At 69.5% G+C, this 19,938-nt stretch carries 17 protein-coding genes; 6 read left to right on the plus strand and 11 right to left on the minus strand.

The features are described from left to right. Window positions 1-5: 5 nt before the first annotated feature. The 4 genes from MLG87_RS07745 to MLG87_RS07760 are packed head-to-tail and all read left to right on the plus strand — an operon-like array spanning window position 6 to window position 6,621. Window positions 6-2,918: a TAT-variant-translocated molybdopterin oxidoreductase gene (locus tag MLG87_RS07745; RefSeq protein WP_243294626.1), complete on the plus strand. Its 2,913-nt coding sequence runs from the start codon at window positions 6-8 to the stop codon at window positions 2,916-2,918. Next, entirely contained in the window at window positions 2,908-4,308 is a 1,401-nt protein-coding gene (gene nrfD, locus MLG87_RS07750; protein ID WP_243294627.1) for an NrfD/PsrC family molybdoenzyme membrane anchor subunit, read from the plus strand. The genes MLG87_RS07745 and nrfD overlap by 11 nt, the downstream gene beginning before the upstream one ends. Then, window positions 4,295-5,482 (plus strand): quinol:electron acceptor oxidoreductase subunit ActD, encoded by a 1,188-nt coding sequence (locus tag MLG87_RS07755; protein ID WP_243294628.1) that lies wholly within the window; start codon window positions 4,295-4,297, stop codon window positions 5,480-5,482. The genes nrfD and MLG87_RS07755 overlap by 14 nt, the downstream gene beginning before the upstream one ends. Next, a complete protein-coding gene (locus MLG87_RS07760) occupies window positions 5,479-6,621 on the plus strand; it encodes a hypothetical protein (protein WP_243294629.1) in 1,143 nt (380 codons plus the stop codon). Before MLG87_RS07755 ends, MLG87_RS07760 begins: the two co-directional genes overlap by 4 nt. Before the next feature lie 182 nt (window positions 6,622-6,803). Here the strand turns inward: MLG87_RS07760 and MLG87_RS07765 are convergent, their stop codons facing one another. From MLG87_RS07765 to MLG87_RS07815, 11 genes are all read right to left on the minus strand, one after another. Beyond that, on the minus strand, window positions 6,804-7,028 hold the full coding sequence (locus tag MLG87_RS07765) for a DUF6755 family protein (protein ID WP_243294630.1): 225 nt from the start codon (window positions 7,026-7,028) through the stop codon (window positions 6,804-6,806). Continuing rightward, window positions 7,025-7,585, minus strand: a complete 561-nt coding sequence (locus tag MLG87_RS07770) for a QcrA and Rieske domain-containing protein (RefSeq protein ID WP_243294631.1) — start codon at window positions 7,583-7,585, stop codon at window positions 7,025-7,027. Before MLG87_RS07770 ends, MLG87_RS07765 begins: the two co-directional genes overlap by 4 nt. Beyond that, window positions 7,585-8,184 carry a 4Fe-4S dicluster domain-containing protein gene (locus tag MLG87_RS07775; protein ID WP_243294632.1) on the minus strand — a complete coding sequence of 200 codons (600 nt, stop codon included), beginning with the start codon at window positions 8,182-8,184 and terminating at the stop codon, window positions 7,585-7,587. The genes MLG87_RS07770 and MLG87_RS07775 overlap by 1 nt, the downstream gene beginning before the upstream one ends. Further along, window positions 8,184-10,445: a molybdopterin oxidoreductase family protein gene (locus MLG87_RS07780; RefSeq protein ID WP_243294633.1), complete on the minus strand. Its 2,262-nt coding sequence runs from the start codon at window positions 10,443-10,445 to the stop codon at window positions 8,184-8,186. The genes MLG87_RS07775 and MLG87_RS07780 overlap by 1 nt, the downstream gene beginning before the upstream one ends. Window positions 10,446-10,447: 2 nt before the next feature. Next, window positions 10,448-11,560: a hypothetical protein gene (locus MLG87_RS07785; RefSeq protein WP_243294634.1), complete on the minus strand. Its 1,113-nt coding sequence runs from the start codon at window positions 11,558-11,560 to the stop codon at window positions 10,448-10,450. 103 nt (window positions 11,561-11,663) lie between these two features. Continuing rightward, window positions 11,664-12,110: an RrF2 family transcriptional regulator gene (locus MLG87_RS07790; RefSeq protein WP_243294635.1), complete on the minus strand. Its 447-nt coding sequence runs from the start codon at window positions 12,108-12,110 to the stop codon at window positions 11,664-11,666. A gap of 71 nt (window positions 12,111-12,181) precedes the next feature. Continuing rightward, window positions 12,182-12,949: a YwiC-like family protein gene (locus tag MLG87_RS07795; RefSeq protein ID WP_243294636.1), complete on the minus strand. Its 768-nt coding sequence runs from the start codon at window positions 12,947-12,949 to the stop codon at window positions 12,182-12,184. 208 nt (window positions 12,950-13,157) lie between these two features. Next, window positions 13,158-15,296, minus strand: a complete 2,139-nt coding sequence (locus tag MLG87_RS07800) for an acetate--CoA ligase family protein (protein WP_243294637.1) — start codon at window positions 15,294-15,296, stop codon at window positions 13,158-13,160. 1 nt (window position 15,297) lies between these two features. Further along, window positions 15,298-15,897, minus strand: coding sequence for an indolepyruvate oxidoreductase subunit beta (locus tag MLG87_RS07805; RefSeq protein ID WP_243294638.1), 600 nt, complete (start codon window positions 15,895-15,897; stop codon window positions 15,298-15,300). Further along, window positions 15,894-17,555, minus strand: a complete 1,662-nt coding sequence (locus MLG87_RS07810) for a thiamine pyrophosphate-dependent enzyme (protein WP_243294639.1) — start codon at window positions 17,553-17,555, stop codon at window positions 15,894-15,896. Before MLG87_RS07810 ends, MLG87_RS07805 begins: the two co-directional genes overlap by 4 nt. A 251-nt stretch (window positions 17,556-17,806) precedes the next feature. After that, window positions 17,807-18,088 carry a hypothetical protein gene (locus MLG87_RS07815; protein WP_243294640.1) on the minus strand — a complete coding sequence of 94 codons (282 nt, stop codon included), beginning with the start codon at window positions 18,086-18,088 and terminating at the stop codon, window positions 17,807-17,809. On the opposite strand from MLG87_RS07815, the gene MLG87_RS07820 reads away from it, so the two are divergent. Both MLG87_RS07820 and MLG87_RS07825 read left to right on the plus strand, forming a co-directional pair. After that, entirely contained in the window at window positions 18,087-19,442 is a 1,356-nt protein-coding gene (locus tag MLG87_RS07820) for a hypothetical protein (protein WP_243294641.1), read from the plus strand. The two genes, MLG87_RS07815 and MLG87_RS07820, sit on opposite strands and share 2 nt — an antisense overlap. Further along, window positions 19,442-19,915: a hypothetical protein gene (locus tag MLG87_RS07825; protein ID WP_243294642.1), complete on the plus strand. Its 474-nt coding sequence runs from the start codon at window positions 19,442-19,444 to the stop codon at window positions 19,913-19,915. The genes MLG87_RS07820 and MLG87_RS07825 overlap by 1 nt, the downstream gene beginning before the upstream one ends. Window positions 19,916-19,938 lie beyond the last annotated feature (23 nt).

Consider the following 19,938-nt stretch of genomic DNA (forward strand, 5'->3'; position numbering starts at 1 on the left):
AAGCCATGAAGACCTGGAAGAGCCTCGGGGAACGGCGCGGGATGGTCCGGGCCCGGAAGGCCGAGTTCGAGGAGGAGCTGCCCGTGGGCGAGAGCGTCCGGCAGATCAGCCGCCGCGACTTCTTCCGCTTCTCGGGCCTGGGCTTCGCCGCGGGCCTGGCCCTGGGCTGCAAGAGCAAGGTGGTCGAGAAGGCCATGCCCTACCTCAATGCCCGGGAGGGCCTGACCCCCGGCGTGGCCCAGTGGTACGCCACCACCTGCGGCGGCTGCGCCGCGGGCTGCGGCGTCCTGGCCCGCAGCCGCGACGGCCGCCCCGTCAAGCTGGAGGGCAATCCCGACCATCCCGTGAGCCGCGGCGGCCTCTGCGCCATGGGCCAGGCCCAGACCCGGGGCCTCTACGACGAGGACCGCCTGCGTGGCCCGAAGCTGGCCGGGAGGGCCGTGGACTGGGCCGCCCTGGACGCGGACCTCCAGCGCCGCTTCGCCGAGCTGCGGGCCTCCGGCGGCGCCGTGCGCGTGCTGGCGGGCACGATCCTCAGCCCCACGCTGCGGGCCACCGTGCAGGGCTTCCTCGGCACCTTCAAGGACGGCCGCCTGGTGGAGGCGGACGCCCTCAGCACCGCGGCCCTGGCCGCCGCCTACGAGCGCACCCACGGCCAGCGGCTGATCCCGCACTACAAGCTGGAGGAGGCGGACCTCCTCCTGGGCGTCGAGGCGGACTTCCTCGGCACCTGGATGGATCCCGTGGGCTTCACCCGCGCCTACGCCGCGCGCCGCGGGCCCGACAAGCCGCGGCCCATGTCGAAGCACATCCAGGTGGAGAGCGGTCTCTCGCTGACGGGCAGCAACGCCGACGAGCGGGTGCGGCTCGCGCCTTCGGAGGCGGTGCCCTTCCTGGAGGCCCTGGCCCGGCACCTGGGCCTCGTCGTGGAGGGAGGAGCCCTCCCGACGGCCCTGACGGCCAAGGCGCAGGCCCTCGCCCACGAGCTGGAGGCGCACCGGGGCCGGGGCCTCCTGCTCTGTGGCCTCAACGATCTGCGGGCCCAGGAGCTGGTGGCCCGCCTCAACCATGTGCTCGGCCACGAGGGCACCACCGTGGATCTGGCCCGCCCCAGCCTCCAGAAGCGGGGGGATGACCGGGCCCTGGAGGCCCTGGTCCGCGAGATGGCCGAGGGCCGCGTGGGGGCCCTGCTGCTGCTAGGCTGCAACCCCGTCTACGAGCAGCCCGCGGCCTTCGCCGGGGCCTTCGCCAAGGTGCCCCTGCGCCTGTCCCTGGCCCTGACCGAGGACGAGAGCGCCGCCGCCTGCACCCACCTGGCCCCGGACCACCACTGGCTGGAGGCCTGGCGGGACGCTGAGCCCGTGGCGGGCACCGTCTCCCTGGCCCAGCCCCTCCTCCAGCCCCTCTTCGCCACCCGCGACGCCCTGGAGAGCTTCGGCGCCTGGGCGGGACGGCCGGCGCCAGCGCTCCAGGTGCTGCGCGAGCACTGGAAGACGGCCGTATTTCCCCGCCAGAAGGTGGCGGGCGATTTCGAGACGTTCTGGAACACTGCGCTCCAGAAGGGCGCCGCGCAGGTGGACACGGGGCCCGCGCCCCGGTACCGCGAGGGCCGCGTGGGAGGCGCGCCGCGCGGCGCGCGCAAGGACGGCTACGAGCTACTGCTCTACGCCAAGGTGGGCCTGGGCGACGGGCGCCATGCCCACATCCCCTTCCTCCAGGAGCTGCCGGATCCCATCACCAAGGCCACCTGGGACAACTACGCCCAGGTTTCCCCGGCCGCGGCCACGCGGCTGGGGCTGGAGCAGGGGGACCTGCTGCGCCTGCGGCCCGAGGGCCATGCCCTGGAGCTGGAGCTGCCCGTGGTGGTGCAGCCGGGCCTGGACGACCGCACCGTGGCCGTGGCCCTGGGCTACGGTCGCACGGCGGGCGGGAAGGCGGGGCTCGGCGTGGGGAGGAACGTCTATCCCTGGCGGACCTTCGCTTCAGGCTTCCTGGTGGCCGAGGCCGCGCCCCTCCAGGTGCGGCGTGGCTCAGGCCGCGTGGACCTGGCCTGCACCCAGGACCACCACAGCCTGGAGGGCCGGGAGCTGGTGCGGGAGATGGCGCTGGCGCCCTACCTGCGCGATCCCGCTTCGGCCCGCCCCCACGAGCAGCCCGGCCCTTCGGTCTATGGGGAGCATCCCCACGGCGCCCACCGCTGGGCCATGGTCATCGACCTCAGCGTCTGCACGGGCTGCTCCAGCTGCGTGATCGGATGCCAGGTGGAGAACAACATCCCCGTGGTGGGCCGCGAGGAAGTCCGGCGCAAGCGCGAGATGCACTGGCTGCGCATCGACCGCTACTACACCGGCTCCGAGGCCGAGCCCGGCGTCGTCCACCAGCCCATGATGTGCCAGCAGTGCGACCAGGCCCCTTGCGAGAACGTCTGCCCCGTGCTGGCCACGGTGCACAGTGAGGAGGGCCTCAACCAGCAGGTCTACAACCGCTGCGTGGGCACCCGCTACTGCGCCAACAACTGCCCCTACAAGGTCCGCCGCTTCAACTGGTGGGAGTACCCCCACGCCAGCGAGCTGGAGCGCCTGTGCTTCAACCCGGATGTCACCGTGCGCAGCCGCGGCGTCATGGAGAAGTGCTCCTTCTGCGTGCAGCGCCTCCTGGAGGCCAAGATCACGGCGAAGAACGAGGGCCGCGAGCTGAAGGACGGCGAGGCCCTGCCGGCCTGCATGCAGAGCTGCCCGGCCCAGGCCATCGTCTTCGGCGACATGCAGGACCCGGGCAGTCGCATCAGCCAGGTGCTGCGCGACCCCAAGCGCTTCCTGGTGCTGGGCGAGCTGGGCATCGGACCCGCCGTGAGCTACCTGACGAAGATTCGGAACATTGCCGCTGAACCGGCGCAGGGAGGCCACCATGGCGCATGATGCCGACGTGCTGAGCGCCAGCGGGATCCCGGCCGCCGAGGCCGAGCGCTACGGCCACAACCTGCCGCTCATCGACGGGAACAAGACCTACCGCCAGGTCACGGAGGAGGTCTTCGCGCCCACGGAGCGGCGCCCGCCCCTGCGCTGGTGGCTGGCCCTGGCCGTCACCCTCTCCATGCTTTCCCTGGGCGCTTGGGCCGCCACGCAGACCCTCACCCGGGGCATCGGCACCTGGGGTCTCAACCGCACGGTGGGCTGGGCCTTCGACATCACGAACTTCGTGTTCTGGGTGGGCATCGGCCACGCCGGGACGCTGATCTCCGCCATCCTCTTCCTCTTCCGCCAGCGCTGGCGCACCTCCATCAACCGCGCGGCCGAGGCCATGACCCTCTTCGCCGTCATGTGCGCCGGCACCTTCCCCATCATCCACATGGGCCGGCCCTGGCTGGCCTTCTGGGCCACGCCCTACCCCAACACCCGCGGCTCCCTCTGGGTGAACTTCAAGAGCCCGCTGCTCTGGGATGTGGTTGCCATTTCGACCTACTTCATCATCTCGCTCACCTTCTGGTACATCGGCCTCATCCCCGACCTGGCCACCCAGCGGGACCGGGCGAAGACGAAGCTGAAGCGGGCGATCCTCAGCGTCTTCTCCCTGGGCTGGAACGGCTCGAACCGCACCTGGAGCCGCTACGAGACGGTCTATATGCTGCTGGCGGGCCTCAGCACGCCCCTGGTGGTCTCCGTGCACACCATCGTGTCCATGGACTTCGCCACGTCGGTGATCCCCGGCTGGCATGCGACGATCTTCCCGCCCTACTTCGTGGTGGGCGCCGTGTTCAGCGGCTTCGCCATGGTGCTCACCCTCATGATCATCGCCCGCTCGGTGATGGGCCTAGAGGAGTACATCACCCCCCGCCACCTGGAGGCCATGACCAAGGTGGTGTTGGCCACGGGAATGATCGTGGGCATGGCCTACGCCACGGAGTTCTTCACGGCCTGGTACAGCGCGAACCCCTACGAGCGCTACGTCTTCCTCAACCGGGCCCTGGGGCCCTACCAGTGGGCCTACTGGACCATGGTGGGCTGCAACGTGCTCAGCCCCCAGTTCTTCTGGTTCAAGCGGGTGCGCACCACGCCCTGGATGATCTTCGTCCTCACCATCTTCGTGAACATCGGCATGTGGTTCGAGCGCTTCGTCATCATCGTGACCAGCCTCCACCGCGACTACCTGCCCTCCAGCTGGGCCATGTACCGGCCCACCTTCATCGAGGTGGCCATCCTCATCGGCAGCTTCGGGCTCTTCTTCACGCTGTTCCTGGTCTTCACCCGGGTGCTGCCCATGATCGCGGCGAGCGAAGTGAAGGGGGTACTCCAGCATGGCGACCACTGAGATCCGCAACTCCCGCTTCCGGGCCTCCTTCGCGGATCCGGAGCAGCTCCTCCGCGCGGTGGCGCACCTGCGGGCCGCCGGACACCGCGTGCTGGACACCTACACGCCCTTCCCCGTGCACGGCATGGATGAGGCCCTGGACCAGCGCCCCTCGCGGCTGCCCCGGGCCTGCCTGGCCTTCGCCGCCCTGGGCTTGGCCATCGCCGCTGGCCTCCAGATCTGGACCTCCGCCGTGGACTACCCGCTGATCATGGGCGGCAAGCCCCTCCTGGCCATCCCCGCCTTCATCCCCGTGGCCTTCGAGCTGACGGTGCTGCTGGCGGGCCTGGGCGTGGTGGCCAGCTTCTTCCTCGTGGCCCGCATGCGGCCGCGGTGGCGCGTGCCGGACCTGCATCCGGGCGCCAACGACGACCGCTTCATCCTGGCGGCGGAGCTGGCCCCCGATGTGCAGTTCCCCGCCGTGGCCCGCGACCTGGCGGACCTGGGCGCCCTGGAATCCAGCCTGCTGGTGGAGGACCGCTTCCAGCGGGGCGGATCCTTCTGGGATCGTCCCGCAGGCGTCGGCGCCCTGCTGCTGGCCTGCCTTCCGGCCTTCCTCATTCTGCTCCTGGTGCCCGTGCTCAACCGGGACTTCCAGCGCCGGAACCTGGCCTGGGACGGCGGCATGGGCGCGCCCCTCTCGGCCCAGGCCTTCGATGCCAGCGGTGTGCTGCCGGGCGGCAAGGTGCTCCAGGCCCCGCCGCCGGACACCCTGTCACGCCGCGGCGAGCCACCCCTGGCCTACGGGCCGGGCAAGGCGGAGGCCGAGCGCGCCGGGCGCGAGCTGCCGAACCCCTACCAGCCCACCCAGGCCCGCTTCAACCGCGGCAAGCTCGTCTTCGAGCGGGTCTGCGCCACCTGCCACGGCCGGGAGGGCGACAACAACGGCAGCGTCATCGTGGCCCGCGGCGCCTTCGCGCCCACGGTGCTCGTCTCCCCCGTGGTGCGGGACATGCCGGATGGCCGGCTCTTCCACATCGCCACCTTCGGCGGCCCCATGAAGATGAAGGGCTACGGCGACCTCCTCAGCCGCGAGGACCGCTGGAACGTGGTGCTCTACATCCGCGAGCTGCAGAAGGCCGCCCGGCCCGCGCCCACCGCCTCGACGCCCGCCTCCACGGGAGCCCAGCCATGAGCGAGACCTTCACCGTTCCCGTCCGCGACCTCACCAAGTCCGGCATCCCCACGCTGGCGGACATCGGCGAGCGCCTCCGGGGCGGCGCCTGGGCCTTCGTGCTGCTCGGCGCCGGACTCCTGGCCCTGGGCCTCGTGCTCCAGGCGGAGCGGGGCTGGGGCAACCTGCTGCTCACGGCCTTCAACCTGGCCTGCGTGGGCCTGGGCGGCCTCTTCCTCCTGGCCATCCAGTCCATCACCGGGGCCCGGTGGAGCGATCCCATCCTCAAGGCCCACCGGGCCATGCCGGCCCTCCTCCCCCGGGCGGGCCTGCTCATGCTCCTGCTCTGGTTCGGGGCCGCCACGCTCTACCCCTGGGCCCGGCCCCAGGCGACGGTCGACCACGTGCTGCACGGCCGCCTGGGCTGGCTGAACCCGCCCTTCTTCTTCGCCCGCGTGGTCCTCATCTTCGGCGCCTGGATCTGGACGGGGCGCCGGCTCACCCAGCAGGGGAAGGGCGCGGCCCCCTTCATCCTCGTCTTCGGCCTCACGTTCTCCGTGGCCAACTTCGACTGGCTCATGTCGCTGGAGCCGGTGTGGTCCAGCACCATCTTCGCCATCTACGGCTTCTCGGGGATGTTCCTCCAGGGCATCGCCATCGTCACCATCAGCGCCATCGTACTGCGGCGCGTGGGCCTGCTCCCGGCGGTGTCGAAGGCCCAGAACCACGACCTGGGCAAGCTGCTCTTCGCCTTCAGCTGCTTCTGGGCCTACATCTTCCTCAGCCAGTTCCTGCTCATCTGGTACGCCAACCTGCCCGAGGAGACCGGCCCCATGCGCCTGCTGCTGCAGGGCCGCTGGATGCCCCTCTTCTACCTGAACCTGATCCTGAACTTCGGCCTGCCCTTCGTGCTGCTGCTCGGGCGGAAGGCCAAGACCAGCGAGACCGTGCTGCTGGCCACCTGCGCCCTCCTCCTGGCGGGTCGCTGGCTGGACCTCTACCTCCAGATCATGCCGCCCGTGCTCCACGGCCTGGCTCCGGCCTTCGGCCCCGCCGAGCTGGGCGGCATCCTCCTCCAGCTGGGCTTGGGCCACCTCTCCTGCTGGCCCGTCTTCATGAAGGACGCCAACCCCGCCCAGGAGCTGCCCCAGGCGGGGTGAATGACCCTCGGGAAAGATCAAAGCCTCCACGAAGGACACGAAGACGCCCTTCGGGCGCAGGAAGAGCACCAAGAAGCAGGGACCTGCCAAAAACCTGGAGAGTCCCTGCCGCACTGGCTTTCGTGCCCTTGCCTTCCCTTCGTGTCCTTCGTGGAGATCCTTTTTCTCTGAGTGGTCGATCCCTATTCCTTCGGCCCGTATTCCACGGTGCTGCGGAAGGCCAGGAAGAGGCTGATGGCGGTAAGGGCCAGGGAGACGAAGAAGGCGCCGGGGAGGACGCCGCGCTGGCCGTCCAGGACGGCGCCCAGCACAGTTTCGAAGAGGTAGAGCTGGATCACCAGCAGCACAAGGATGACGCCCAGGGCAGCGGGGGAGATGCGGACGCGGGAGGAGGGGGTCGGATTCATGCGGTCACCTCACCCTTCTCGCGGGGGCAGGCCGCGCGGTGGTCCAGGGTCTCCAGGGTGGGCTTGGGCAGCTCGCCCACGGCCCAGAGGGTGCCGTCGGGGCGCACCTCCAGGGCGATGGCGGCCAGGGGCCGGCTGGGCGGGCCCTGCACGGGGAAGCCGCGGTCCGGCTCGAAGAAGCCGCGGTGGCAGGGGCACTCCAGACGCTCGCCCGCGTAGCGCACCGCGCAGCCCAGGTGGGTGCAGGTCTGCCGGTAGGCCCGCAGCTCGCCCTTGGGGGTGCGCAGCAGGATGCAGGCGTCGTGGGCATCGCGGAACTTGAAAAGGCGGCTCTGGCCGGGCTGAAGGTCTGCGGCCAGGCCCAGGGCCACGGGCAGTTCGGCGTGTCTGGCCTCGGGATCGGAGGCGCCCTCCAGGGGCGTCTTCCGCCACCAGAGGTAGCCGATGCCGGCGGTGAATCCGGCGCTCACCACGGCCAGGAAGCGGGCGAACTCGCGGCGGGAGAAGTGACCCTCCTCGGCGAGCTCCAGGGGGAAGGCACGGCGCCACCAGGTCATCAGAGGCCTCCGGCAGTAGGCAGGGAATCATTGATGAGCAACGCCGCATCCAGGTGCAGGGGCGTGTCCGGATCGGGCACCATGATGGCGTTCTTGGTCTTCACCCGCACGCTGCCGATGAGGAAGTCGCGCAGGGGCTTGTTGTGGCGCAGGTTGGCGACCTCGTCCTTGCGGACGAAGAGCAGGGCCTGGCTGGGGCAGACGGTGGCGCACATGGGCTTGTGGCCCACAGAGGTGCGGTCGTAGCAGAGGTCGCACTTCAGCATCTGCTCCAGGCCCGAGAACACGATGGGCACGCCGAAGGGGCAGCTCAGCTCGCAGTTCTGGCAGCCGATGCAGCGGGGCTTCTGGGCGGCGTGCACCACGCCGTCCTCGCTGCGCTTGATGGCGTCCGAGGGGCAGACCTGGGCGCAGATGGGATCCTCGCAGTGCATGCAGACCGTGGGAACCGTCTGCGGGCTGTCGAAGCGGTCCATCTCATCCAGGTGGATCATGGAGCGGCCGCGGTGGGTGCCGCACTCGGCGCAGGCGCCCACGCAGGAGCGGCAGCCGATGCAGCGCTGCGGGTCGATGAAGAAGCCGTAGTCCTGGGGCACCATCAGAACACCCGCTCAGGCATGTCGGTCTGGTTACTGCGGGCTTCGAAGGCCATGCGCTGCAGTTCCGCCAGCTCGGGTGAGAACTGGTCCTTGGTGGTCTTCTTGAGCCGCACGGCGCTCACCTTGAACTCGGGGATCTTCGAGACGGGATCCAGATGCCTCGCCGTGAGCCGGTTGGCGGACAGGGCCCCGGCCCAGTGGTAGGGGATGAACACGGTGTCGGGGCGGATGGTCTTCACCACCTTGGCGGGCAGGATCATGGAGCCCCGCCGCGAGGTGATCTCCACGGCATCGCCTTCCGCCAGGCCGTACTTCTCGGCGAGGCGGGGGTGGATCTCCAGGTAGGGATGCGGGCACTGCTCCACCAGGAAGCCGATGCGCCGCGTCTGGGTGCCGCTCAGGTAGTGGAAGACCACGCGGCCCGAGGTGAGCCAGATGGGATATTCGTCATCCACCACCTCCATGGGCGGGCGCCAGGGCGTGGGGATGAACTTCGCCTTGCCGTCGGGGTGGAAGAACTGGCCGCCTTCGAAGAGACGCGGCGTGCCCGGGTGGTCCTCCGAGGGACAGGGCCAGAACACGCCCATGTTCTTGACGATCTTGTCGTAGGTGATGCCCGCGTAGTCAGCGGTGCCACCTTTCGATGCCACCCGCAGTTCGTTAAAGATGTCTTCGGGCGTCTTGAAGTGGTCGAAGTACTTCCCGCGGCCCAGCCGCTTGGCCAGCTCCACCATGATCTGCCAGTCGGGACGGGCGTCGCCGGGGCATTCCACGGCCTTGTTGATCTTGATGACGCGCCCCTCGGCGCTGGTGGTGGTGCCCTCGTCCTCCTCGTGGAGGGCCGAGGGCAGCACGATGTCGGCGTGCTGGGCGCTCTCGCTGAGGAAGAAATCCAGGCAGACGAAGAACTCCAGCTTGCTGAGGGCCTCGCGGGTGAACTGGCTGTCCGGCAGGGAGACCAGCGGGTTGAAGCAGAGCAGCAGGAGGCCCTTGATTTCGCCAGCGTGGATGGCGTTCATGATCTCCTGGGCGCTCTGGCCCACGCCGGGCAGCTCGTCGTCCGTGCAGCCCCAGACCGAGCAGATGTACTTCCGGTGCTCGGGGTTGCTGATGTCGCGGTTGCCCGGCAGCTGGTCGCACTTGTGGCCGTGCTCGCGGCCGCCCTGGCCGTTGCCCTGGCCGGTGATGGTGCCGTAGCCGCAGCCGGGCCGTCCGATGCGGCCCGTGGCCAGCACCATGTTGATGCAGCCGAGGACATTCTCCACGCCCTTGCTCTGGTGCTCGATGCCCCGGGCATGGAGCAGGAAGCTGGTGCGGGCCTCGCCCCAGATGCGGGCGGCCTTCTCGATGGCCTCCACGGGCAGGCCGGTGACCTGGCTGGTCCACTCCGGCGTGCAGTCCTTCACGGCCTCGACGGCCTGCTCGAAGCCGCTGGTGCGGGCGTTCACGAAATCCCAGTCGATGAGCTTCCACTTGTTCAGCAGGTGCAGAATGCCGTTGGTGAGGGCCGTGTCCGTGCCGGGCTTCAGGGGCAGCACCAAGTCGGCGGTGCGGGCCAGGGGCGTGATGCGGGGATCCACCACGATGAGCAGGGCGCCGCGGTCCCGGGCCCGCCAGATGTAGTCCGTGGTGATGGGCGAGCACTCGGCCACGTTGGAGCCGGCCACCCAGATCACTTCGGCCAGCTCGATGTCCGCCCAGGAGTTGGCGGCGCGGTCGACGCCGAAGGCCTTCTTGTTCCCCGCGCCGGCGCTCACCATGCAGAGGCGGCCGTTGTAGTCGAGGTTCTTCGTCTGTAGGCCCAGGCGCGCGAACTTGCCCGCCAGGTAGCTCTTCTCGTTGGTCAGCGACACGCCGGAGAGCACGGCGAAGGCGTCCTTGCCATGTTCCTTCTGAATGCGCTGGATCTCCGCCACGGTGCGGTCCATGGCCTCGTTCCAGCCCATGGGCTCGAAGCCGTGCTCCGTGCGCTTCATGGCCTTCGTGAGGCGATCCGGGTGGTTGCCCTGGAGGTAGCGCTTCACGCCCTTGGGGCAGAGCTTCCCCTGGTTGAAGGGGAACTCCTCCCAGGGATCGAAGCCGATGACCTTGTTGTCCTTCACCTTGAGCTTGATGCCGCACTGCTGGCCGCAGAAGCAGCAGTGGGTCTCCACCACCTTGTCGGGGGTGGGATCGGACAGCCAGCCCCCGGGAGGGGCGAGGTTCAGGTGGGGGCCGAACTGGGCGCGGAGCTGGTCCTGCGAGAGGGGAAGCGTGCTCATGGTCAGGCCCTCAGGGAGGTGGGATCGGGGATGGGCTCGGCGTGGACCGGGATGGTGGCGAAGGGATCGAAGGCCCCGTGGAGCCGGTCCCCCTGGGCCTTGGCCACCAGACGCCGCTTGCACCTGGGGCAGAGGTCCAGGTGGTGGACGGACGCGCTGTGCCGCGCGCCATCCAGCTCCAGCACTTTCCACAGCTCCCCGAGGTCGCGGCGCTGGTTGGCCCGGATGAAGGGCGCGCCGCAGCCCTTGCAGGCCAGGCGGCCTTCGGCCTCGCCCTCGGCCTTGTAGATCGTCACGCCCAGCTGGGCGGGCCGCTGCACCACGTGGAAGAGCTTGCCGAAGGGCAGGCCCAGCAGCAAGAGAATGACTGTCAGCTCGTGGAGGAAGGCCAGAGTGGCGAAGTTGCGGCCCTGGAGCCACTTCTCCGAGGCGGTGAGCATCAGGCCCGTCATGCTCACGGCGATGAGAAGCACCAGGGGCAGCAGGTCCAGGTCGAAGCGCTGGGTGGCGGTGTCGCCCTCGTCCTGCTTGCGGCGGATGAGGCTCAGCACGCAGCCGGCGATGACCATGACGGCGGCCAGGTCGAGGATGTGGAAGCTGCAGAAGGCGATGAAGCTGTCGAGAGGGAAGGAGCCCGCGGGGAAGCCCAGCACCCAGGCCTGGTAGCGGGTGGCGTCCAGGCCCTCGCTGGTGAACCGGACCCAGCCGAAGACCAGCGGGATGGTCACCGCGAAGCCCAGGAGGCAGCCCCAGGCCAGAAGGGCGTGGGCGCCCCAGCGCTTGAGGGAGCGCTTCTCGATGAAGCGCTGGAGGAGGATCTGGTCCAGGGCCAGCAGGGCCATCTTCGGCAGGGCCCTGAAGACCCGGGGCGAGAGCAGGGTCCGCAGCGTGTGGCGGAAGTACATCCGCGTGGCAGGCCGCTCGATCCAGGAGATGTAGCGGTAGGCCACGCCGAAGCAGGCGAAGAGGGTGGCCAGCAAGTAGCCCAGGAGGGCCGGATCCAGCCAGCGTCCGCCCCGGCTGCCCAGGGCCACGGCCACGCCGAGGGCCAAGGTGGCGAGAGCGGCTCCCAGCAGGGGCCGGGCTTCGAGGTCGAGTTCGGCGAGGAGGCTCATGGCTGGGCTCCAGGGGCAGGCAGGGTGGAAACGGACCGATAAGTCCTAATTTAGGGCAAAACCGGGGCGATTCAAGGCGCAGGATCCAGATCCAGGCCTGAACTCAGGGCTTCTCGCAGGGCGGCCGGCCCTTGCCATCCTTCTGGTGCCGCAGGTCCATGAGCTGGAGGTCCCGGATGGTGGCCTCGGTCATGGAGGTGGCCACCTGGGCCTTCACGGCGCCCCAGGCCTCGTGCAGGGGGCAGGGGTGGTCGCCGCCGCAGGTGGGGAAGCCCATGATGCAGCCGTCCATGGAGTTCGGACCCTCCAGGGCCACGACCACCTCGCCCACGGTGATGCGGTGGGAGGGGCGCAGCAGGCGGAAGCCGCCCTTGGGGCCCCGCACAGATTCGAGGATCTCCGCCTGCACCAGGCCCTGGAGGATCTTCGCCAGGTAGGGGCCGGGGATCTCCAGACGGGACGACAGGTCCTTGGCCAAGCAGAAGCTTCCATCCTCGGGAAGGGCGGCGAGGGCACGGAGAGCGTAGCCTGTGGCGGTCGAGAAGATCATTCCGGAATATTACTTCTGATTTGTAGCACACGGGGGGTGATTCGGGAGTCCATCCCGAGTTGTGATCGAGATCAGAGCAGGGCCCGCCAGAGGAGCAGCAGGCCCAGCACGCTCAGGCCACCCTCCCGCCAGCCCAGGGTGCGGGCAGGGAGGGGCCTGTAGGGGAGCAGGGCCCGGAGGTAGAGCAGGCCGGTCCAGGCGGTCCACAGGAGGCCGCTCGTTCCCCGGGGCGCGAGCAGGATGGCCGACGCGCCGATCAGCAGCAGATGCAGGACATGCACGGGGGTTCGCCGGCGGTTCAGTTCCTCCGGGGCGAGGTGGTGGGCATGGCCCAGGAGCCGTCGGACGTGGGCGAGGTTGGCGCCACCCATCAGGGCCGTCAACAGCCAGGCCCGGCCCGCTTCGGGAAAGGAACTCCCGCCGGCCGTGAGGATGGCGGCAGCCAGGCCCGCGAAGGCGCCCTGGGCGGCCAGCTCCACGGCCAGGGAACGCACGGCCCGCTGAAGGTCGGCCCGGAGGGCGAGGAAGACCAGGGGGGCCGCGAGGGCGAGGGGAATCAGGAATCGTGGGCCCGAAAGCCAGAGGGCGAGACCCCCGAAGGCCCCGGCGAGGCATCCAAACATCAGAAGGGCGCGGACCTGGAGGAGGTCCCGCTGCCCCGTGAGCACCCGCCGGAGGGGTGGCCGAGCCAGGAAGAAAGCCAGGGCGGCCAGGCCCAGGCCCAGCCCGGCCAGGCTCGGCCGGACCAGAAGCCCCAGCACCAATGGGAATCCGAGCATGAACCAGCTCCCGTGCTCCGCGGGCAGGAGGGTGCGCATGGGGGGCAGGATTCGGGACATTTCGGCCCTTTCAGGTCCGAAATAGAGTCTGACCCCAGATCCGCCTCCTGGCCATGCCGGAGATCACAGAGGGGCGGGAAAGAAAGGATCGGAACGCGAAGGGCGCGAAGAAAAGCGCGAATACCGCGAAATCGGGGTCTGGGGCTCTGCGAGGAAGTGTCGACCGCAAGCCGATATCCCTTCGCGCTTCGCGTTCCAGTCCCTGTTCTTATTGTTCCGAGGCGATGACCCGCAGGCCCTCCAGGGCCTCCTCCATGGTGAGGAAGACCGGCAGGCCGGCTTGGCGGAGGCCCTGGCGGTAGGCGTCGTAGATGGCGCCGCCCTCCACGACCACGCCCACCCACTTGCCGCTTTCCAGGGCCAGGTCCTTCAGGGCCCGGGCGAAGGGGCCGAAGGCCGTCGGATCCGCGGTGCCCAGGCGGCGGGTGAGGGGCACCAGGCCCACCACTACGGCATCGGCCTCCGACTGGAGCAGCAGCCTGGTGCCGGCCAGGTAGGCGGCCTCGTCGGCCATGGGCGTGAGGTCCAGGGGCAGGCGGGCGCTCACGAGGCCCGTGAGGCCGTGGGCCTCGATGGCGGCCGCGAGGGCCGCCGTCTCGGCTTCCGTGAGCTTCGCGCCCCGAAAAGGCCCCGTCAGCAGATCCGCTGAGGCCACCGACTCGAAGCCCGCGTTGGTCACGATGGCCACGCGACGGGGCGTCCCCTCGGCATAGGCGGCCAGCCAGGAGAGGGCCGCGTCGAAGGCCTCGATGCGCTCGGCGAGCATGGCGCCCGCCCGGCGCAGCAGGCTGGCCTGGAGCGCGTGGTCGCCCGCCAGGGCGCCGGTGTGGCTGCTGGCGGCGGCCATGCCCTCCTGGCTGCGCCCGCCCTTGTAGAGCAGCACGCGGCGACCCGCGGCGCGGAGCTGCTTGGCGGCTTCGGCCGTGGCCCGGAGGTCCCCGGGGGCGAAGCCCTCCAGGTAGGCGCCCACCACCTTCACGGCGGGATCCGCGCCGAAGCCCGCCAGGAAGTCCGAGCAGCGGAGGTCCATCTGGTTGCCGATGGCCACGGCGGCCCGCAGGCCCAGCTCGGGCCGGCGGCTCAGGCGGGTGATGAGGAAGGCGCCGCTCTGGCTCACCAGGGCCGCATGGCCGGGCCGGGGCCGCAGAGGCAGCTTCTCGTCGGGGATGAAGAGGGTGTTCAGGTCCAGGTCCGGGCTGTAGAGGCCCAGGCCGTTGGGTCCCACCAGGGCCGGCGTCCACTTCCCGGCGCGGCGATGCTCATCCAGGCAGGCCACGAGCTTCTTGCCGAGGCCCTCGGTGTCCGCGCCGTCGCCCAGGCCCCCGGCCACCACGTACACCACCGTGGCGCCGCCGCCCTGGCGGCAGAGCTGCTCCACCACCTCCAGGGTCAGGGGCGCGGGCAGGGAGAGGATGAGCTGGTCCGTGGGGGCCGTGGCCAGGTCGGCGACCGAGCCGAGGCAGGGCAGGCCCAGGAACTCCGTGGCGCCGGGCTTGATGAGGCGGATGGCCCCGGCGGGGAGGGCGGAGCGCTGGACGTTCTCCAGGATGATCCGGCCCACGGTGCCTTCGCGACTGGAGACGCCAGCGATCACCAGGTCGCGGGGCGCCACCAGGGCCCGGTACCAGGACGGGTCCGGCGTGGCGGGCGGTTCGGTCGCGGCCGCCTCGAGGGTGCCCACGCCGTCCAGGGCCGTGGGCAGGCCGTCGCTGTCCAGCACCACGGGATTCAATTCCAGGAGGGTGACGCCTTCGCGGGCCAGACCCTCGGCGGCTTTCCAGAGGCCCTGGAGGAAGGCGAGGAGCTTCCCTTCGTCGGTGAGCGCCTCGGCGCCCCGCTGGCGGCCCAGCCAGGTGCGGCCCAGCCAGTGCTCGCGCAGGTCCGCCAGGGCCTGCTCCGGCGTGCAGAGGGCCAGGGGCCAGATCATGGGCGGGGCCAGGGCGGCCCAGGCGTCCGCCTGGAGGCCACCGATGCCGCAGACCACGAGCCAGCCGGCCTCGGGATCGCGCTTCAGGGAGACCAGGGCCTCCGTGGGCAGCCCCGCCAAGCGTTTGAACGCGACCCTCTCGCACACCAGCCCGCCGATCCAGGGATGGCTGGAGACGCGCTGCTTCATGGCGGCCGCCTCGGCCTTCAGGGCCTCCGGCTCGAAGGGCCCGAAGTGGACGGCGCCCTGGTCGGACTTGTGCCAGAGCTGGTCCGCGATGCCCTTGAGGACGATGGGCTCGCCGGGGACGAAAGGCAGGGGCCCGGCCTCCAGGAAGCCGTGGCGGGGCACCCGCAGGCCGGCGGCGGCGAGCAGGCCGTAGGCCCGCCCCTCGTGGAGGAATCCCGCGGTCGTGTGCATGTCAGGCTCCTACGGGGTCGTGGATCAGGCCGCGGCCGGCCTCGAAAGCCTCGAGGTTCTTCTCGGTGACGCGGGCACCCTTGGTTTCGAAGCGCTGGGCGATGACCTCGCGCCAGACCTCATCCTCGATGGGCAGGAACCGGGAGGCCATGCCCAGCAGGGCCATGCCGCCGGCCTGGCGGTGGTTGAGGCGCCGCGCCAGGTCCTCGGTGTCGATGAGGTGGGCGCCCCGTACCGCCTTGAGGGCGGCGTAGACGTCGTCCAGGGGCGGGTAGCCAGCCATGTCCATCTGGGGCTCCTCCGAGACGACCAGGTGCCCGTCCATGCGGAGCATGGATACGTAGCGCAGGGCCTCCAGGGGTTCCAGGGCGATGAGCAGGTCCGCGCCGCCCTCGTCGAGGATGGGCGAGGTGAGGGGCACCTTCGAGTAGCAGACCTGGGCGTGGACGCTGCCGCCCCGCTGGCTCATACCGTGGATCTCGGATTGCAGCGCATGGAGGTCGCTGCGGCGCAGGGCCTCCAGCAGGATCTGGGCGAGGGAGAGCACCCCCTGGCCGCCGACGCCGGACAGGACGATGCCGTGGATGCGGGACTCGCTCATGGACGGACCTCCGCGCCGCAGCAGGCGGTTTCCTGCCGGGCCTTCTCCTCCCGGTCGTGCTCCTTCAGCACGCCCCGGCGGATGGACTGGATGCACTCGCGACGGAACACCACCACGGAAGGACCGGGGTGCCGCAGGGCCGCCTCCATGGCGGCCACGTTGGTCTCGTGCTGCTTGGGCACGGGCAGCAGCACCTGGAGCTGGTCCTCCGCGATGCCCATGCCGCGCACCATGCGCTCCACCTGGTCGAGGGCCTGGCTGGGCTGCTGGCCGGTCATGCCCACCACGCGGTTGTCGAGGATGACCACGGTGACGTTCACGCCCGCGTCCGCCGCCGTGAGCAGGGCCGGCAGGCCGCTGTGGCCGAAGGTGGAATCGCCGATGACCGCCACCGCGGGGGTCTGGCCCGCCAGGGCGGCGCCCACGGCCATGCTGATGCTGGCGCCCATCTCCACCACCGCGTGGATGGCGGCCATGGGCTCCTGGGCGGCCAGGGTGTAGCAGCCGATGTCACCGAAGACGCGGGCATCCGGGGCGCCCACGTTGGCCAGGGCCTGCTGCACGGCCCCGTAGGCATCCACGTGGCCGCACCCGTCGCAGAAGCGGGGGGCGCGCACGGGCAGTTCCAGGCTGATGGCCGCCTTTCCCGTGGGAGGCTCCAGGTCCAGGGCCTTCTTCAAGAGGCGGGGGGACAGCTCCCCGGTCCGGGGCAGGGCGCCGTCCAGGCGGCCCCGGACGGCGGCCGTGCCGCGGAGGCCGAGGCGCTCCTCCAGCACCGGGTAGTCCTCCTCGAAGACCAGCACCTCGTCCACCTGGCCCAGGAAGGCCTGCTCCAGGGCGGGGTCCACGGGATACGCGGCGATCTCCAGGCGGGGCAGGGCGGCGAGCCCGGGGTTCTCGTGCAGCAGCTGGCCGAAGTAGGCCCGCCCCATGCCGGCCAGGGCCACGCCGCGGCGGACGGTGCCGGGGATCAGGCGGTTGAGGGGGGTGGTCTCGGCCATGAGGCGGGGCTGCTTGTCCAGCAGGTCCACATAGCGGCGGCGGGCGTTGGAGGGGATGAGCACCCAGTCCTGGATGGTGGACTCGGGCGCCAGGCCGAGGCTGGTGGGAGCCTGGGTGGCCCGGCGGGCCAGGGCGGCCCGGCAGTGGGCTAGACGCGTGACGATGCGGAGCATCACGGGCACCTGGAGGGCCTCGGACAGCTCGAAGGCCCGGAACGTGAAGTCGTAACATTCCTGGACGGTGGAAGGTTCGAGGCATGGCAGCCAGGCGAATTCGGCCAGGCGGCGGCTGTCCTGCTCGTTCTGGCTGCTGTGCATGCCCGGATCATCGGCCACCAGGAGGACCAGGCCGCCCCGGACACCCGTCAGGGCCGAGTTGGCGAAGGCGTCCATGGCCACGTTCAGGCCCACGTGCTTCATGGTCACCAGGGCGCGGTGCCCGGTGTAGCTCAGGCCAAGGGCCAGGTCGTAGGCCACCTTCTCATTGGCCGCCCACTGGGCCACCCGGCCGTCCTGGGCGCCATGGATGAGCAGCTCGACGGCCTCGAACCCCTCTGTGGATGGCGTGCCCGGGTAACCGAACGCGCCCTTGATGCCGGCATCGAAGGCGGCGCATCCCACCGCCTCCACCCCCAGCGCGAGGGTGCTCTGTGTCATTGAAAACCTCCAACCTTTTCCAAGCCGGAAGTATGCAGAGTCGCGCCAGTGCCCGGGGTCACAGGGAGTGTGGTCCGACCAGGGGAAGCAGACCGGATGTCCGGGAGCGGACACTTGGCCCCGTATTCCGCGAACCCGGGGTTCCCATGCCAGAAATCCGGCCTCGAAGGCGGGAACCTTCACCCAGTGTCAAAGGTCACAACTTTGTCCGCTGAGGGTAAATCTGTTGGAACCGAAATCCCTCGAATGGTCTATTCCGGGGCATCGTCATTGATCCAAATAGATAATTTTAATTGCTTTAATAAAAATGGGTGAATGCCTTCAAATGTCTTAATTAACCATACGTTCATGAACGAATCGAGCATTTTCACCCTTGAGGTAGCCAGAGTGGGGACTATAGTTTTGTTTCTGACGCCAGGATCTACTTTCATCCGCGTCTCAGCTTGCACTGGCCGGCTTTTCCAAAGATTCCACTTCTGTTTCTTCTGCCATTCCACCCCGGTCCATTCACGCCACCGCATGAGGCGAATCATGAAGCCACGAACCCAAGTGGTCCTGCTTGCCACACTGATGTCTGCCACGGCCTGGGGCCAGGAGGTGAGCCTCTACGGCACCACCATGGCCCAGATGTGGAAGCAGGAGACGCCGGGCTTTGACAAGGCCACCTTCACCCCGGCCACCCAGTACCTGGGCATCGACGCCACCAAACTGGGCATGGACAACTTGTCCCTGCACCTCTTCGGCTGGGGCCGGACGGATCTCCGTGACGCCAGCAACTTCGACGGTTCGAAGTCCGGCGGCTACCTGAACTACGGCTACCTCCAGTACCGCTTCGACCAGGCGAACGCCGAGATCAAGGCCGGGCGCTTCACCACCAACCAGGCCACCGGCTTCGAGCAGGTGGACGGCGTCAGCGTCCGGACCGACCTGCGGGGCGGCTTCACCCTGTCGGCCTTCGGCGGGAAGCCCGTCTACTACAAGACGGTGGATCCCCGGAACCAGTCCGACTACGAATACCAGCGGGACTTCATCTTCGGCACCCGCCTCGGCTGGCGCGTCGCCCAGACCGCCGAGGTCGGCATCTCCTACCTCCAGGATGGATCGAAGGCCGCCAAGGATCTCGACATCCCGTCCCCGACCGATTACACCCGCAAGATGCTGGGCGCTGATGTCCACTTCGGCGCCGGCGCCCTCCTGGACTTCCGCGGGCGGACGGTGTTCAACGTCGCCAACGAGAGGACCAACCTCGCCGAGCACGACTACACCGCCACCGTGAAGCTGGGCAGCCAGGTCACCGTGACCGGCAACTATGCCGAGCGGGATTTCGTCAACTACTTCGCCGGGACGAACCTGCCCTCCCTCTTCCGCCAGGACGAGAACGACCTGTTCCGCGGCTTCGGAGGCAGCGTCACCTGGAACGCCCCCACGGGCGTCCAGCTGGTGGCCGACTACCGCCACATGCACCGCGAGACCTTCGGCGACGTGAACCGCGCGGGCGGCGAGTTCCGCTGGTCCACCAGCGAGCGGACCTTCCTCGGCGGCATCGGCGCCCACTGGGTGAACGCCGCCAACACCAAGTTCGTGGATCCCGCCACCCCCTACCGGAGCCTGAGCCACAAGGAGGCCCGCATCTGGGGCATGGTCAACCGGGGCAAGCTCTCCGCCAGCCTGGACGGCATTCTCCAGCGCTACGAGAACGACAACCCCTACCTCGTCGGAATCCGGAACCTGTATGAGGTGGTGGGCTCGCTCGGGTACCAGGCCACCTCGAACGTGAAGGTGTCCGGCGATGTCAGCTACGGCAGCACCGCCGTCGCCAAGCACGAGACCCGCGGCCTGCTGCGGGCCGAGTACCGCTTCGGCTTTGCCAAGAAGGGAGGCCGCTAATGGCCCGGAAGACCGTATTCCAGATCATCGGCATCGCCCTGGGGCTCGGCGTCCTGATGGCATGCAGCCTCATCTCGCCCGAGGCGAGCTTCGCGGCGACCCACCCCCAGGAGTTGGGCGCGGGTCGTCCCATCTGCTCCGAGTGCCACAGCAATGACGTGGCCAAGGGTGCGCAGAAGCCCTTCGCCGCCTTCGACCACACGCCCACCTTCGTGAAGGACCACCGCTTCCAGGCCAACCAGGATTCCAACACCTGCGCCGCCTGCCATGCCCAGTCCTTCTGCGCCGACTGCCACGGTGGCAAGGTCCCCATGAAGCCCTCCACCCGCTTCAGCGACCGGCCTGACCTGCAGTCGCCGCACCGGGGCGACTTCATGACCCAGCACCGCATCGAAGGAAAGATGGATCCGTCGAGCTGCTACGCCTGCCACGGCCGAGCCAACAACGACAAGTGCGCAGCCTGCCACCGGTAGAGATCCGCATCGCGTCCAAGGGG

The organism is Geothrix mesophila, from assembly GCF_022808835.1.
Taxonomy (GTDB): Bacteria; Acidobacteriota; Holophagae; order Holophagales; family Holophagaceae; genus Geothrix; species Geothrix paludis.